Origin of the sequence: Chryseobacterium sp. LAM-KRS1 (assembly GCF_013184525.1) — a bacterium.
GTDB lineage: Bacteria > Bacteroidota > Bacteroidia > Flavobacteriales > Weeksellaceae > Chryseobacterium > Chryseobacterium proteolyticum.
The window spans coordinates 304,437-318,932 of sequence record NZ_JAAOIZ010000006.1; the positions used below are offsets into that span (position 1 = coordinate 304,437).

Genomic DNA, 14,496 nt, shown 5'->3' on the forward strand with positions numbered 1-14,496 from the left:
ATAATTGTATTTAAATAAAGTCTTCGATTGAATGATACTGTGGAGCCCAGCCCAGTTCTTTTTTTGCTTTGTCCGCATTACACAGGCTATTAGAGGCAAATCCAAAATAACCACCCGCAGGGCTAAACCGATCTACTGCCTCCTGTACGCTTAAAGATTGTGCAGGTTGCAACCCATATTTTGTACTGATGGTTTCAGCTATATTCCTGATATTGGATGAGCCGTTTTCTGCGTAATACAGGGAGCCTGCTTTTGCATTTTCCAGAGCAAGTACATAGAGGTCTGCCAGATCTTCAATGTGGATATTTGACCAGATATTTTCTCCTTTCCCGAAATAAACGCCAAATCCCTTTTCTTTTGAGAATTGAGTCAGGGCAGGAATCTGAATGCTGTCTTTTTTGATCCCAAGACCTGTACCGTATACCATTGTAGGGACAATAACAATACTTCTGATATTCTTTTGTGCAGATCTTAAAACGCAGTCATTGATCAGAACCCTGGAAGCCATTTCCAGCCTTGGGTTTAAAGGAATATCTTCAGTGAAAATAAAGTCACTTTTTTCTCCGTTTTCCTTTCCTCCCAAAATAGCTGAACCTGAAGTGAAAATAAATGTTTTTCCGGTTCCTTCCAGTGCATTGATAATGCTGTCCACAGCATAAGCATCATCTGCCGAATCGGCATTGTGAATGATTGCATCTGATTTTTCAATGGCAGCGCGGAGAAGGGCTTCATTATGGATGCTTCCGACGATGGTTTCAATTCCCGCAGACGCCAGTTCTTTAGCTTGGGTCTCGTTACGGACCAGACCTATTACTGTATAGTTTTTATCCTGTAATTTTTTAGCAATACTTCCTCCGATATAGCCTGTAGTTCCAGTTATTAGTATTTTTTTCATGAGGCTAATTGTACTTTTAATTCTTTTTCGAAAACATTTTTAATATGATCCTGGTACCGTTTCATATCACGTTCTATATTGGCATTCTTTTCCACATCATGGAAGTGAAAGCTATCCATTTTCTGTAAAGAAATGAAAGCATTCATCCTGTGGAATCCAAATAATGGTCCGTTATCTACACTCGTTTCATTAAAAAACTCTCCGGGAAGAGTAAACGCAGTTTCCGGAGCATTCCAGCTGGTTGTTACCATATATTTTCTGCCACCGAGCATCCCTCCGGTTCCATAATTGATCTCTGGGTTTTCGGCTGTTCTCCCGTCGCTCAGATAAATGCCTTTAGCATGTCCGGCAGTGAAAACTTCATCAATGTATTTCTTAAATCCGTTCGGAAGCTGAAACCACCAGATCGGAGTGTGGTAAATTATATAATCGGCCCACACAAATTTCTGAACTTCTTCATTTTTGTCATATCCGTCTGCTATGTTGGTTACTTTAACTTCTACATTTTCAAAATTTTTTAATACTTCCAATGTATTATCAGCAACTGTTTTATTATATTTTCCTCCGGAATGTCCAAAGTTTTGTCCACCATTAATTATTAATACTTTTTTCATTGTTTTATGATTGTTTAAAATTTATGATGCAAAGTTAGGTTGTGTTCTGATATAATAAAAATAATATAAATTATAGTTTAATATTAGAATAATGATACATTAAATTTAAGGCATTATGGTTGAATATCATATTCCTTCTGCACGCTACTTATTATTTTCTCATGTAATTTTGTTAGGTAAATTTGAGTGGTATATGATACAGATAGCCGTTTTTAGTGATATACATGGTAATCTTCCGGCCTTAGAAGTGGTTTTACAGGATATAGATCAAAGAGGAATTACTCAAAGATTCTGTCTGGGTGACCTGGTGGACTTTGCACCGTGGGGAAATGAAGTAATTGAAAAGATCAGGAAGAACCATATTCCTTGTATACTGGGGAATCATGATGAAAGAATTGCTTTCGACCTGCCCGTAATTCCGCTAAGCAAACATTCCGAAGAAGAAACAATAGCTCGGTTTGAAGCTATAGACCACTCCCGGAAATCTATTACGGATGAGAATAAATCCTTTTTGGCCAAGCTTCCTTTCCACATCAAATTAAACTATAAGACAGGAGGCAGACATTGGAATATCCAGCTGGTACATTCGTCTCTGAAAAGTAATGATACTTATCTCTACGAATATGAAGCAGATGAGGTGTTTCACGAAATGCTGAAGGATTCTGATTCGGATGTTATTCTGATGGGACACACTCATATCTCTTTTAAGAAGAAGATCGGTGAAAAATGGGCAATTAATACTGGTTCTGTGGGTCGATCAAAGGAAGAAAACAGATTAGCATCTTATGTAATTCTGACGTTGAATGAAAAAGAGGTAGTCCCTGAGATCATTCAACTGGAGTATCCGCTCGAAACGGTGGCTAAAAGTATTGAAGCCAGTGGAATTCCCAATTATTATGCATCTTTTCTGAGAAACGAAAAGGCGGTTAATTTTTAATCTAAATAATTCAAAGCTGTTTCAAAAAATTGAAACAGCTTTGAATGTGAGGATGTTTATTACTATTATTTTACTTCTTTTGATGCTCTGATGATCACCTCCGCCACTTCCTGTGGATGAGAAATAAATACAACATGGCTTCCTTTTATTTCTGTGATTTTTGCATGTCCTTTTTGGTACATTTTACGTTGAATAGAAGGAAGTATCGCCTCATCCTGAGTGGCAACGATACCATAAGAAGGTTTTGTTTTCCATGGTGCTTTTGTTACTTTAGCGCCCAGAGCTGCTGCAGAAAAACGTCCTTGCGAAGCATACATGAAATCAGCTTGTTCTTTAGGCAGATCTGCACAAAATCCTGCGTGAAATTTCGCTTTGTCATAGTAAAGAAAGCCTTTTTCATCCGGAGGCAAAATTCCGCTCTTAGGAGATGCAGGTTCTGTTTTTGCCCAGTCTACAGCTGATTCACCCTCATCAAGCTGAAATGCCGCTACATAAACCAATGCTGCTACATTGGGATGATCTCCGGATTCAGTAATCACTGTTCCGCCATAGGAATGTCCCACAAGAATAGTTGGACCGTCCTGCTTGTCAAGTGCATCCTTTGTTGCCTGAACATCATCTGCCAACGAAGTTAGCGGGTTTTGTACCACGGTAACATTATATCCCTTTTTTGTAAGGATATCGTAAACACCCCTGTAACCGGAACCATCTACGAATGCCCCATGCACCAGCACAATGTTTTTCACTACTTTAGATGATTGAGCTGATAAAGCAGATATTCCACCGAATAACATAAATAAAACAGCTAAGAAAGGTAAGAACCTTGATTGTTTTGAAATTGAAGTCTTTTTCATAAGTATATATTTTAAGGTTAAATTTTTTTGGTCGGACCAGAGTAATTGTCTGATTCCCTGCTAAGCTATCTGACTTTAGAATAACTTAACAGGGCAAAGATAGAGACGGGACGGGTTCGAAAAAATGGCTAAAAGTATATATTTATTGTACTTTTTTCCATCGGGGGGATTTTTTAATGAATGAAGATAACTTTTATGATGAAAAAGCAGCTATGATTGTAATTGAATGAAGATACTTCTTAGTATCCAATGACTTTAAGTTAAAAATTAAAAGTTAATATTTTTTCTGATCCGGCTAAGAGATTGTTGCGTTATTCCCAAGTAGGAAGCCACATCACTTAAGGGAACTTTAAGCAGTAGGTCTGGGTGGTCGGAAATAAACTTGTGATAACGTATTGTGGCTTCTTCTCCCATTAAATGGTTTCTGGCTTTAATTTTTTCCATCAGGGTTTTTTGGGTAATATTTTCTATCAGATTCTTAAAGTGGGGTAGTTTCTCAAATAATTCATTCAGATTTTTCCTGGAAAATACCAAAACCCGGGCAGAAGTTGCAGCAATGATTTCTTCCCTTGAAATAACTTCATCTGTAAAACTGTACAGGATTGTACAAAATTTATTTTCTTTAATAAAAAAATGAATGACTTCGTTCCCTTTTTCATTAGTGGAGACGATCTTTAAAATACCATCCAGTACAAAGAACAGATCTTTTGCGATTTTTCCTTCCTGCAGGAGAATAGTTCCCACTCCCATTTCCTTTATTTCCATATACTGACATATCAGGTCAAAATCTTGTGTTGAAATTTCCCCCATAGAATTTAGAAATTGATGAAATGTATGAATGTCCTTTTTCATGCCTGAATCAAGCCTTTACACAAAGGTATTACAATTATTGATGCAAAGCATAGTCAATTTCTATCTATTAGTATTCTGATTATTTTGTAGTTTTGTATTACAATTTAAATGATTTGATATGGTTAATTTAGAGTGGTACCGTACGTTTAAAGAGATCTACAAGACGGGAACGTTAACCGGAGCTGCGGAAAGTTTGTTCATTTCACAGCCTGGTGTAAGTCTGCATCTAAGCTCACTTGAGGCTTATGTAGGATATAAACTCTTTGACCGGACCGGAAGAAAAATGATTCCCACAGAAAGAGGAAAGGTACTTTATAATGCTGTTTTTGAACCGCTTTTAAAGCTTGAGAATGTAGAGAAAAACTTTCAGAAATCAACAGAAAAGCATACACCGACAATCAGTGTAGGGATGTGTTTTGAGACTTTTCAAACTACTTTAGAGCAATATGTTTCCACTTTACCTTTTAATTTGATCATCAGTTTCGGGGAGTATCCGGAGATGCTGGATCAGCTTGATAAAGGGATTCTTGATCTTATTATAACACCCAAAAAGGGATCATCACTGAATATTGAGCATGAAGCATTTTCATCCGAGCAGATTATTCTGGTCGGAGGGAAAGATGTAGATACCGATGCTTTTAAAAAGGTTCTTAAAACCAAAGATCCTGATAAGATAGAAGAATGGCTTAAACAGGAGAAATGGTATGGGACAACAGGTGATATGGAACATTTATTCCAATTCTGGATCCTGAATTTTGGACATAAACCTAATTTCCGTCCCAATTATATCGTTCCTAATCTTAATTCTATTATCCGTTGTCTGAAAGGAGGGACAGGATTGGCTGTAGTTCCTGATTTTTTATGTAAAAACGAAATTGAAAGCGGAGATGTAAAATTGATCTGGGAAGGAGATAAAAAGCTGGAAAATACTTTATATTTCGGATGCCGGAAAAAAACAAGTTATCAGGCAGAGATCGGGCATATCAAGAAATTATTCAGAGAAGTGATGACTTAAAAACTCTAAAACGACCATATCCCGCATCTGAATTCCATCTTCAAAAATAGGATCCGGATAGTTTTGAATAAAGAAGTCTTTGCGTATTCCTTTTTTCACAAAACCATTTTTCTCATAAAAGCGGATTTGACGGAAGCCTGTATCTGAAGTTCCTACTAATAGGGAATGAAAGTGATTCTTATTTGCTATTTCCTTCGCTTTATCGATTAAAAGACCACCAATACCTTTTCCTTGATACGGGCTGTCAACTGCTATGTTTTTAATTTCCAATACAGTATTACTAATCCGGTAAAGGGCCATTACGGCTATCGATCGGGACTTATCTTTAAGAACATATACATCACAATCAAATATGTATTTATGGATTGCTTCCACAGTTTCATCAGCCAGTAGAAGCAATTCATAGGGCACCTCTGAAGAAGCATCGATCTTAATCAGTGTGAACGGATCCATTATATTGCCATATGGATAGTAGGATAATCTTTTCCGGAGCCATCTTTTTCTGATCTTCCTACTCTTTTAAACCCCATTTTTTCATAAAAGCCAATCGCCTGGGGATTTTGCTCATTGACATCCAGCTTCGTAAAACCGATGTGATCTTTCATAAACTGATATAATTTTTTTCCGTATCCTTTCCCACGGAAATCATCATGGATAAACAACATTTCAAGAGTATCCCCGGCAACTGATGCAAATCCTCTTGCATTACTATCTTCCGTGATAAGGTAAACATCTAAATTCGGCAGGTAATCTTTCGGGATCACTTCCTGAAAATAATTAAAATCCTCTTCTGCAAGAAAATGATGGGTTGCTTTCACGGAAGAAGCCCAGATTTCCATGATCCTTGGGTAGTCTTTTGCTTGTGCTTTTATAATCTGATAGCTCATTACATTATATTTTCATGCAAAAATAAATAATTTTTAAATTTCATAAAGTAGGGATTTAAGGCGTAAAATTTCAATTTTTTGTTGCAAATTTGTTAGACTTTATGTTAAAAATTAAAATAAAGAATTATGCAGAAAAAAATGTACATAGGGCAGCCGGTTGTTACTTTAAATAACGGAATTGATATTCCGGCACTAGGATTCGGAGTATGGCAGATTGATGATCTGAAAGTTTGTGAAGATGCTGTGATCAAAGCTATTCAAACAGGCTACAGAATGATCGATACTGCATCTATATATCTTAATGAAAAGGCTGTGGGAAGCGCAGTGAGAAATAGTGGTGTGAATAGGGATGAACTGTTCATCACCTCAAAACTTTGGGTGCAGGATCATGGGTATGAAAAAGCTAAAGCAGCATTTCAAAGAACACTGGACAGATTGCAACTGGATTACCTTGATATGTATCTTATTCACTGGCCTTTCGGGGATTTCTTAGGTGCGTGGAAAGCATTGGAAGAATTATATCATGAAGGAAAGATCAAAGCGATTGGAGTATGTAATTTTACAGTGGAAAAACTAGAAGAGTTAAAAGCGAATTCGACTATTCTTCCGGTGATCAATCAGATTGAATTGCATCCTATTTTCCAGCAAAAAGAAATGGTAGCTTATGACCGTGAAAATAATATTGTAACGGAGCCATGGAGTCCGCTTGGAAACGGAAATGCTGAGCTTCTACAAAACCCTGAGCTAAAATCAATTGCAGAAAAATATTCTAAAACAGTAGCGCAGGTTATTTTGAGATGGCATCTACAGGAAGGTTTTGTTATTATTCCGAAATCCATTACTCCATCCAGAATTGAAGAGAATTTTAATGTGTTTGATTTCAGCTTAACAGAAGATGAAATGAATATCGTTCGCTCGCTGGATACGGGTAAAAGATTGTTCTTTGATCCTAAAGATCCTGAATGGGAAAAGAAAATGCTGAATTCCATAGCAGACATCTAATAAAAGATTAATCAATTCCCACAGCTCCGAGGGTTTTGCGGAAATAGTCCGTATACAAGTGAGATCTGTGGGAATTGTGTTTTTAGAATGAATAATGTCATATTTTGCTCGGCTTAAATGCTGTCTGTTTTTTTGTACTTTAAAATAAAATAATTTGTATGTTCTGGTCAAATACACTTATTGAAAAATTAAACGTAAAATATCCCGTTATTCAGGCCCCTATGTTCGGAGTAAGTACTCCTGAGATGACGGCGTCAGCTTCAAAGGTTGGTTGCTTGGGAACTCTGGCATTAGCTGATTTATCTGCGGAACAATCCGTTGAATTGATTAAGGTTACAAAAAAACTTGCTGACCAGCCATTTGCCGTTAACATTTTTACTCATACTATCCCTCAGATCACAGACTCCATACGACAGAAATACATAAAGACCAAAAACTTTATTGAAGAGCTTGCGGCAGAAAATAATCTGGAGGTCAGCCTTCCTGATCTCGAAGATCTTAAAGTGAACACTTATCACGAGCAAATTGATGCCATCATTGAAGAAGGATGTAAGATACTGAGCTTTACATTTGGAAATCTTGACGATAATAGTATTCAGAAATTAAAAGAAAATGGAATAACCCTTATTGGAACGTGTACTTCAGTGGAAGAAGCTTTGATCCTAGAGAAATCTGGGATTGACATAATCTGTGTTCAGGGAATTGAGGCTGGAGGGCATAGGGGAACATTTGATGGAGATCGGATTCCGCAGATCGGAGGTCTGTCTCTTTTATCACAGGTATTCGATCATGTGAAGGTTCCTTTGATTTATGCAGGTGGAATTTATAATGGAAGAACTCTATCGGCGGCAAATGAACTTGGAGCAAAAGGGTTTCAGGTGGGCAGTATATTATTGGCTTCTCAGGAAAGCGCATTGCAGTCATTTGAGAAAGAAAGATTAAAGAAGGTAAGAGAAGACGAAATTCTTTTGACCAGAAGCTTCTCGGGACGTTATGCAAGAGGGATAAGAAATAGATTTATTGAAGCTCTTGAGAATTCTGATTATATTCTGCCTTACCCTTATCAAAACAAGCTGACAGGGATTTTAAGAAAAACGGCAAAACTTAAAGGTAATGTGGAGTTTGTGAATATATGGCTAGGGCAATCGGTTCATCCGTACAGTGAAGCATCCACTATGGATATTTTAAAAAGACTGATTCTTGATGTTGAAAAAATATCCTGAAAAATTGCTATTTTTGCAGGCTTTAAGCCCAGCATATATGAAAAGAATATTTTTACCTTTAGCTTTATTGTCAATGCTTGCATGTGGTAGTGATAGTGAAACATTGGATACTATTGATCCCAATGTAGGGACAATAATCGGGAAGTAGTATATTGAAAAATCTGAATTGTATACTTCAAAAGATCATCAGACAAAAACCAATTTTTCTACAGATTGTCAGAAAAAAAGCACTCATGAGTTCAGGCAAACCAACGTGACTTCAACAACTTATGGCCAGCAAGGTACTACGTGTATTCAGACTGATGTTGTTACCAGAAACTATACTTTTGATAAATCCACCGCTCAATTTTGGTATGAAGGGGAACAGGATTATCCATATTTCGTTACAAAACTTACCCAATCAGAAATGATCATGGAAGACCGTACCCAAGATATGGATGGCGATGGAACCAACGATATTATCAGGAGATTTTTTACGAGAACCAACCAAAAAAAACCTTCTCAATTTTGAGAGGAAATTTATATGTAAAATATATTTTCTTCACAATAAAAAACTTCCCTCTTTTAAAGAGGGAAGCTTTTATATGAATAATTATTTTGTGAGATCTAATCCACCAAAGTTACCCGAGCTCATCATCAGGAAAACACCTTGCTTTTTATCCAGAATATCCCAATACGCATGAAGCTCCTCCGCATTGGTAAATACTTTTAAATGGTCGTTTTTAAATTTTTCTTTAATGAGATCAGGAGATATCGGGTCCATTCTTTTAATCTTTAAAGCATCTTCAGAATAGAATACAATAGCCTCATCCAGGCCATCCATGGCATGATCATATTGTTCTAAAAAAGCAGGATTTAAACTTGAATAGGTGTGCAGTTCAAGGAATCCGTATTTTTTCTCTCCTTTAAACTGTTCATTAAAAGCTTTTACCGCAGCTTTTACTTTACTTGGAGCGTGGGCAAAATCCTTGTAAAGAATGGCTTTATCTTCTCTTTCTACTTTTTCAAGACGTTTTGAGGCTCCTTTAAAGCTCATAATTGCTTCGTAGAAATCTTCATCCATAATACCTAGCTGACGGCAGATGTGTCTGGCTCCTTCCAGGTTCAAAAGGTTATGGGCTCCAAAAACAGAAAGCGGAATATCTCCCATTTCAGTTTTTAACAGGACCTGTCCATTACTGATCTCATACTCCGGAGTTTTATAGGGTATTTTTCTGAAATAATTTTCCGCATTGTCCACTACTTTTACCACTTCCGGATCTTCATCATTGTATACTAATACACCACCAGGAGTGATGCTGGCTACAAATTTTCTGAATTGTTCTATATAATCATCGAATGTTTTGAACACATTGATGTGATCCCAGGCAATTCCGCTTAGAAGAGCGATGTTCGGCTGATATAATAAAAATTTAGAACGCAGGTCGATAGGGGACGAAAGATATTCGTCACCTTCCAATACCATAAAATCGTTATCAGGAGTTAATTTCACCATACAGTCGAAGCCTTCCAATTGTGCTCCTACCATAAAGTCCACCTCTTTCTGATGAAAATTAAGGACATGCAGAATCATGGAAGTAATGGTGGTCTTCCCGTGTGATCCTGCAATAACTACTCTTGTTTTATCTTTAGACTGTTCGTAAAGAAATTCTGGATAAGAGTATATTTTCAGGCCTAATTCTTTTGCTTTTGCCAATTCAGGGTTATCCTGATGAGCATGCATCCCCAAAATGACTGCATCAAGATCTGAAGTGATCTTTTCGGGGAACCAACCCATTTCCTGAGGAAGTATTCCTTTGTTTTCAAGTCTTGATTTTGACGGTTCAAAAATGGCATCATCAGAACCTGTCACCTGATATCCTTTATCTTTTAGTGCTATGGCAAGATTATGCATGGCACTTCCTCCGATAGCAATGAAATGGGTCTTCAATTGTATTTATTATTTTTTAACATTATTATTAATGATCTCCTGAAATGCATTGGTAATATTCGTCCAATTGGTCCTGAAATTCGGCATAATCAGGCTGGCATCCGTTTTACTTCCTTCATTAGGACCTTTCTTTACATTAATAGAAGTCGTTACGTTATCATACAGTTTTTTGTGATCTTCCTGTATCCTTCTGAAGTTATTCTGAGACAAAATGTTATTGAGTTTCTTCAGGTCTTCATCCGAAACCTTAAAATCCTGTTTGATCTTTTTTCCTTCGCCCTCAAAAGAATAGTGTGCAGTATTATCTTTTATAAGCAGGTTTTCATAAGCAGGAGCGTAGCCTCCGCTTTTGGAATAGCTAATGTCGAAATTTGAATATACTTTTTGACTGTTGCATGAAACTAATACTATGATTGCGAATAAGATCTCTATTATTCTTTTCATATGTAATTTACCTTTTTTAATTATCTGAATCTTTCTTCTCTAGTTTTTTAGCTTTTAATTCTTCATCATACTGGTGCAGCAGATTGAAGTCCTCCGTTTGCTCTATGGCAGTCATGATTTTTAATAAAATTTCATGTGCATTTTCTTTATCATAATCAATATCCAGAGGTGCCTTAAACTCCATGGTAGGTTTTACACCGGTAACCTTTACCCGTAATCCTTTTTTATCAAAGGCTCTTCTGAAACCATTGATCTTGATAGGAATTACAATCGGGCGCTGGTTTTTTACCAGTTTTGCTGTTCCTCTACGGCCCTGTGCAAAAGCGGAAGTAGTACCCTGAGGGAAGGTAGCTACCCAGCCGTTATCAAGAGCCTTCATTATATTATCAACCTCTGTGAGGTCTACCATTCTGTTTACATTTTTTCCTTCAGCACGCCATGTTCTCTTTACCGTAACAGCACCTGCAATTTTAAAAATTTTAGGAAGAATTCCTTTGTTCATGGTTTCTTCTGCTGCCACATAGTAGAAATCAATCTTTGGATTGAGGAGATAGATCGGATTTTTAATGGTATTTAAATAGCCATTATTTACAGCACAGAATGCGTGGTACATTGCTGCAACATCTGCAAAATAAGTCTGATGGTTGGATACAAACAACACATTGGAATCGGGCAGATCAACAAGGTGTTCAGTACCGGTTATTTTTAGCTTATTAAAACCATTGAATCTTCTGTAAGAAACAAATCCTAAAATAAAAATAACTAACCTTTTCAAAAAGTAAGGTGTCCCGAATGCATCGGTGAAAATATTTTTCTTCGCCATCTCTCAATTAAACACGGTTGTGCAAAGTTACATTTTTTTCAGCAACTGACTGAATTCACTTAATATCATTGCTGTAGCTCCCCATATGATATATCCATTGAAATTAATGACCGGAACTTCATGTCCTCCGGCACTTGGCAGGGCCATAATTTCAGGCTGGTCGGGAAGATTTAAAAACGAAGTAATAGGAAACTCGATGGTTTCTACTGCTTCACTTTGTTGTAAAACGAAAGTGGGGTTCTTTTTGGTATATGAAATATAGGTATATACGTAAAAATTACTTGGAGGAATATAAATAGGGGACATCTCTCTTATGATCCTTACGTAATGTTTATCTATTCCTATTTCTTCTGAAGTTTCACGAATAGCAGTGTCGGCAAAATCCCGGTCCATTTCTTCGCGCTTTCCGCCAGGAAGTGATATTTGACCGCTGTGTCTGTCGTGCTCATTAATGGTCCTTTGAATCAGAGGGAAATACCATTCATCATCTTTTAAATATAAAACAATATTTACTGCCGCGAATTTTGGATTTTTCTTTAAGATTTCATCGTGGTTGAAAACAGGACGATAAGGTGGAGAAAATACACCGTGAGCATTCTCTCCTGGTAATTCCACACTTTTAATTTTTCTTAATAAATCTTTTCCAAAACTTTCCATAGCTCAAATTTAGCAATATATCCTGAAGAATGGAATAGCCATTAACATTAATTAACCATATGGTTTTGAAAAATTAAAGATGAAAAAATTAAAGATACCGGACGCGAATAGGCTATTGATGCTGCTGAATTCATCATTGTTTAACCTGTACTGTGGGGCTGTGCTTTACTTTGAAATTAACCGAGTTGGCAATGAAACAAAATTCATTAGCTTTTTGATGAAGTTCCACCGCTTTTTCAATCATGGATTCATCCGTCACGATTATTTTAGGGTGTAGGGTTACTTCTGTAAAGTGGCCGCTTCCATTGGCGGTTTCTGCCATGATTCCGGTTGCTTTATCTGTGTATTCAGTTAGGATAACTCCCGCTTCCGAACAAAAATGGAGATACCATAACATATGGCATGAAGATAAGGATGCTAAAAAAAGCTCTTCAGGATTATGTTTGGTCTTATCGCCCCGAAATGCCGGATCAGAAGACCCATCAATAGTAATTTTATTTTCTATTGAGATGGTATAGCTTCTATCGTAATTCCGGTAGCCGCTGGTACCTGTTCCTTTATTTCCGGTCCATTCAATGGAAGTGGAGTATTGGTGTTCCTTGTTCATGTTTTTTGTGTTTATTAAAACAGGTACTAATTTAAATAAAAAAACCTCCAGAAAACTGGAGGTTGTAATTTTGTATTAATTGGAATATCCTGATACTTCTTCTTTCTTAGAGTTATAGATCTTGTATTCCAAATATTTAAAAGAATCCCTTGGGATGATGGTTACCCATTTTTTATATTTTACAAACCATTTCATCTGGATGCTCTTAATTCCTTTTGTAAGATAAGCTTCCACGAATGGGTGTACATGCAGGTAAAGTTTTCCTTTTTCCTTTTGCATGATGTTTCTGATGGTTTCTTCCATTCTTTCCACAATAACAATCGGAGCTACGATTTCTCCGTCCTTGTTAGGGTTTTCTTCTTTGGTTTCGATTTGTTTTTCCGGACGGTTTCTCTGTCTGGTAATCTGTATCAATCCAAATTTACTTGGAGGTAAAATTTTGTGGCGAGCTTTGTCGCGCTTCATTTCTTCTTTCAGATGTTCGTACAAATCCCTTCTGTGATCGGCGTTCGGCATATCGATAAAATCGATTACAATAATACCACCCATATCACGAAGGCGCAATTGTCTTGCAATTTCTGTTGCGGCCATTTTATTCACGTTGAGAGCGTGTTCTTTATTGGCTGCATTTCCGGTTGTAATGTTATTCCCGGAGTTCACGTCGACTACGTGTAAAGCTTCCGTATGTTCAATAACAAGGTAAGCTCCTTTAGAACTTGGAATGTTGACGTGTTTTCCAAAGCTTTGTTTAAGCTGTTTTTCAACATTGTAATATTCCAGAAGAGGAATGTGAGAATCATAAAACTGAACAATATTTTTTCTTTCAGGAGCAATTACTTCTACATAATTTTTCATTTCTTCCACCATTTGTTCATCATCACAAATGATACTCACGAAATCCTGATTAAAATTGTCCCTTAAAATAGCTGAAGCCTTATCTTCTTCGCTTAAGACCTTAGATGGAACTTTATTTTTCTGGATATTTTTAAAAGTACTTTCCCATTTCTGAATCAGCTGATTCATATCGTTATGCAGATCAGCCACTTTTTTTCCTTCGGCAACGGTTCTTATGATCACACCAAAACCTTCAGGTTTGATACTCTCGATAAGAGTTCTTAGTCTTTCTTTTTCCTCAAAGCTTTTAATCTTTTTGGAGATAGAAACTTTGTTGTCGAAAGGAATTAAAACCAAAAAACGTCCTGTTAAAGATACCTGGGTAGAGATCCTTGGCCCTTTTGTGGAGATAGGCTCTTTGGTAATCTGCAGCAGGACAATGTCATCCTTTGCAATGACCTTATCCACAGTTCCGTTTTTGTCTATTTCGGGTTGTATCTCGAAATTTTTTAAGCTTGAAGAACTTTGCTTTTTAGAAATGGTGTCCTTTAAAAATTTTCTATAAGTAAGATATTGTGGCCCCAGGTCCTGATAATGCAGAAACGCATCTTTGTCGTAACCTATATTTACGAATGCGGCATTAAGGTTAGGTGCCAGCTTTTTTACCTTTCCTATAAATAAGTCTCCAACTATAAAATCACTTTTGTCCTCTTCCTCATGAAGTTCACATAGTCTTCCGTCTTCCAGTAATGCAATCTTTGTAAGTTCATCCTCATGCGAAACTATTAGTTCTTTCTTCATTTTGTTATAAGATAAAATTGTTAAGATTATAGGAAACAGGCATGGTTTTCTTTAATAAATGCATGTATAAATTTACGAATTCATAATGAAAGTTGTGTTATTTATTTCAATGAAATAAAAC

The 14,496-nt window shown here is 36.7% G+C and carries 17 protein-coding genes; 5 read left to right on the forward strand and 12 right to left on the reverse strand.

What is annotated here, in order from left to right; translation table 11 throughout:
* Nucleotides 1–10: 10 nt before the first annotated feature.
* Complete coding sequence (locus G9C87_RS18895) at nt 11–895, reverse strand: NAD-dependent epimerase/dehydratase family protein (RefSeq protein ID WP_172284047.1); 885 nt, start codon at nt 893–895, stop codon at nt 11–13.
* A complete protein-coding gene (locus G9C87_RS18900) occupies nt 892–1,509 on the reverse strand; it encodes an NAD(P)H-dependent oxidoreductase (protein ID WP_172284049.1) in 618 nt (205 codons plus the stop codon). Before G9C87_RS18900 ends, G9C87_RS18895 begins: the two co-directional genes overlap by 4 nt.
* 193 nt (nt 1,510–1,702) lie before the next feature.
* Here G9C87_RS18900 and G9C87_RS18905 point away from each other — a divergent pair, with 193 nt between their 5' ends.
* Complete coding sequence (locus tag G9C87_RS18905; protein WP_172284051.1) at nt 1,703–2,446, forward strand: metallophosphoesterase family protein; 744 nt, start codon at nt 1,703–1,705, stop codon at nt 2,444–2,446.
* A 65-nt stretch (nt 2,447–2,511) separates the two neighbouring features.
* Here the strand turns inward: G9C87_RS18905 and G9C87_RS18910 are convergent, their stop codons facing one another.
* A complete protein-coding gene (locus G9C87_RS18910) occupies nt 2,512–3,300 on the reverse strand; it encodes an alpha/beta hydrolase (RefSeq protein WP_172284053.1) in 789 nt (262 codons plus the stop codon).
* A gap of 267 nt (nt 3,301–3,567) precedes the next feature.
* Nucleotides 3,568–4,152, reverse strand: coding sequence for a Crp/Fnr family transcriptional regulator (locus G9C87_RS18915; RefSeq protein ID WP_172284055.1), 585 nt, complete (start codon nt 4,150–4,152; stop codon nt 3,568–3,570).
* Nucleotides 4,153–4,270: 118 nt separating this feature from the next.
* Here G9C87_RS18915 and G9C87_RS18920 point away from each other — a divergent pair, with 118 nt between their 5' ends.
* Nucleotides 4,271–5,167, forward strand: a complete 897-nt coding sequence (locus G9C87_RS18920) for a LysR family transcriptional regulator (protein ID WP_172284057.1) — start codon at nt 4,271–4,273, stop codon at nt 5,165–5,167.
* Here the strand turns inward: G9C87_RS18920 and G9C87_RS18925 are convergent.
* Together G9C87_RS18925 and G9C87_RS18930 are read right to left on the reverse strand one after the other, a co-directional pair.
* Nucleotides 5,144–5,620 (reverse strand): GNAT family N-acetyltransferase, encoded by a 477-nt coding sequence (locus G9C87_RS18925; RefSeq protein WP_172284058.1) that lies wholly within the window; start codon nt 5,618–5,620, stop codon nt 5,144–5,146. The genes G9C87_RS18920 and G9C87_RS18925 overlap by 24 nt on opposite strands.
* Nucleotides 5,620–6,054: a GNAT family N-acetyltransferase gene (locus G9C87_RS18930; RefSeq protein WP_172284060.1), complete on the reverse strand. Its 435-nt coding sequence runs from the start codon at nt 6,052–6,054 to the stop codon at nt 5,620–5,622. The genes G9C87_RS18925 and G9C87_RS18930 overlap by 1 nt, the downstream gene beginning before the upstream one ends.
* Before the next feature lie 126 nt (nt 6,055–6,180).
* Here G9C87_RS18930 and G9C87_RS18935 point away from each other — a divergent pair, with 126 nt between their 5' ends.
* The 3 genes from G9C87_RS18935 to G9C87_RS18945 all read left to right on the forward strand — a co-directional run bounded on the left by G9C87_RS18935 (nt 6,181) and on the right by G9C87_RS18945 (nt 8,790).
* Complete coding sequence (locus G9C87_RS18935; RefSeq protein WP_172284062.1) at nt 6,181–7,056, forward strand: aldo/keto reductase; 876 nt, start codon at nt 6,181–6,183, stop codon at nt 7,054–7,056.
* A gap of 158 nt (nt 7,057–7,214) precedes the next feature.
* Nucleotides 7,215–8,279 (forward strand): NAD(P)H-dependent flavin oxidoreductase, encoded by a 1,065-nt coding sequence (locus G9C87_RS18940; RefSeq protein ID WP_172284064.1) that lies wholly within the window; start codon nt 7,215–7,217, stop codon nt 8,277–8,279.
* Between the two features lie 166 nt (nt 8,280–8,445).
* A complete protein-coding gene (locus G9C87_RS18945) occupies nt 8,446–8,790 on the forward strand; it encodes a lipocalin family protein (RefSeq protein ID WP_172284065.1) in 345 nt (114 codons plus the stop codon).
* A gap of 81 nt (nt 8,791–8,871) precedes the next feature.
* Here G9C87_RS18945 and G9C87_RS18950 read toward each other — a convergent pair whose 3' ends face one another.
* From G9C87_RS18950 to G9C87_RS18975, 6 genes are all read right to left on the reverse strand, one after another.
* Nucleotides 8,872–10,209 carry a UDP-N-acetylmuramate--L-alanine ligase gene (locus tag G9C87_RS18950; RefSeq protein WP_172284067.1) on the reverse strand — a complete coding sequence of 446 codons (1,338 nt, stop codon included), beginning with the start codon at nt 10,207–10,209 and terminating at the stop codon, nt 8,872–8,874.
* 9 nt (nt 10,210–10,218) lie between these two features.
* Nucleotides 10,219–10,653 (reverse strand): hypothetical protein, encoded by a 435-nt coding sequence (locus G9C87_RS18955; RefSeq protein WP_172284069.1) that lies wholly within the window; start codon nt 10,651–10,653, stop codon nt 10,219–10,221.
* Nucleotides 10,654–10,669: 16 nt separating this feature from the next.
* Entirely contained in the window at nt 10,670–11,476 is an 807-nt protein-coding gene (locus G9C87_RS18960) for a lysophospholipid acyltransferase family protein (protein WP_172284070.1), read from the reverse strand.
* Between the two features lie 27 nt (nt 11,477–11,503).
* A complete protein-coding gene (locus G9C87_RS18965; RefSeq protein WP_172284072.1) occupies nt 11,504–12,133 on the reverse strand; it encodes an NUDIX hydrolase in 630 nt (209 codons plus the stop codon).
* Nucleotides 12,134–12,266: 133 nt separating this feature from the next.
* Complete coding sequence (locus tag G9C87_RS18970; protein ID WP_172284074.1) at nt 12,267–12,740, reverse strand: OsmC family protein; 474 nt, start codon at nt 12,738–12,740, stop codon at nt 12,267–12,269.
* Between the two features lie 75 nt (nt 12,741–12,815).
* A complete protein-coding gene (locus G9C87_RS18975; RefSeq protein ID WP_172284075.1) occupies nt 12,816–14,375 on the reverse strand; it encodes a ribonuclease E/G in 1,560 nt (519 codons plus the stop codon).
* Between the last annotated feature and the right edge of the window lie 121 nt (nt 14,376–14,496).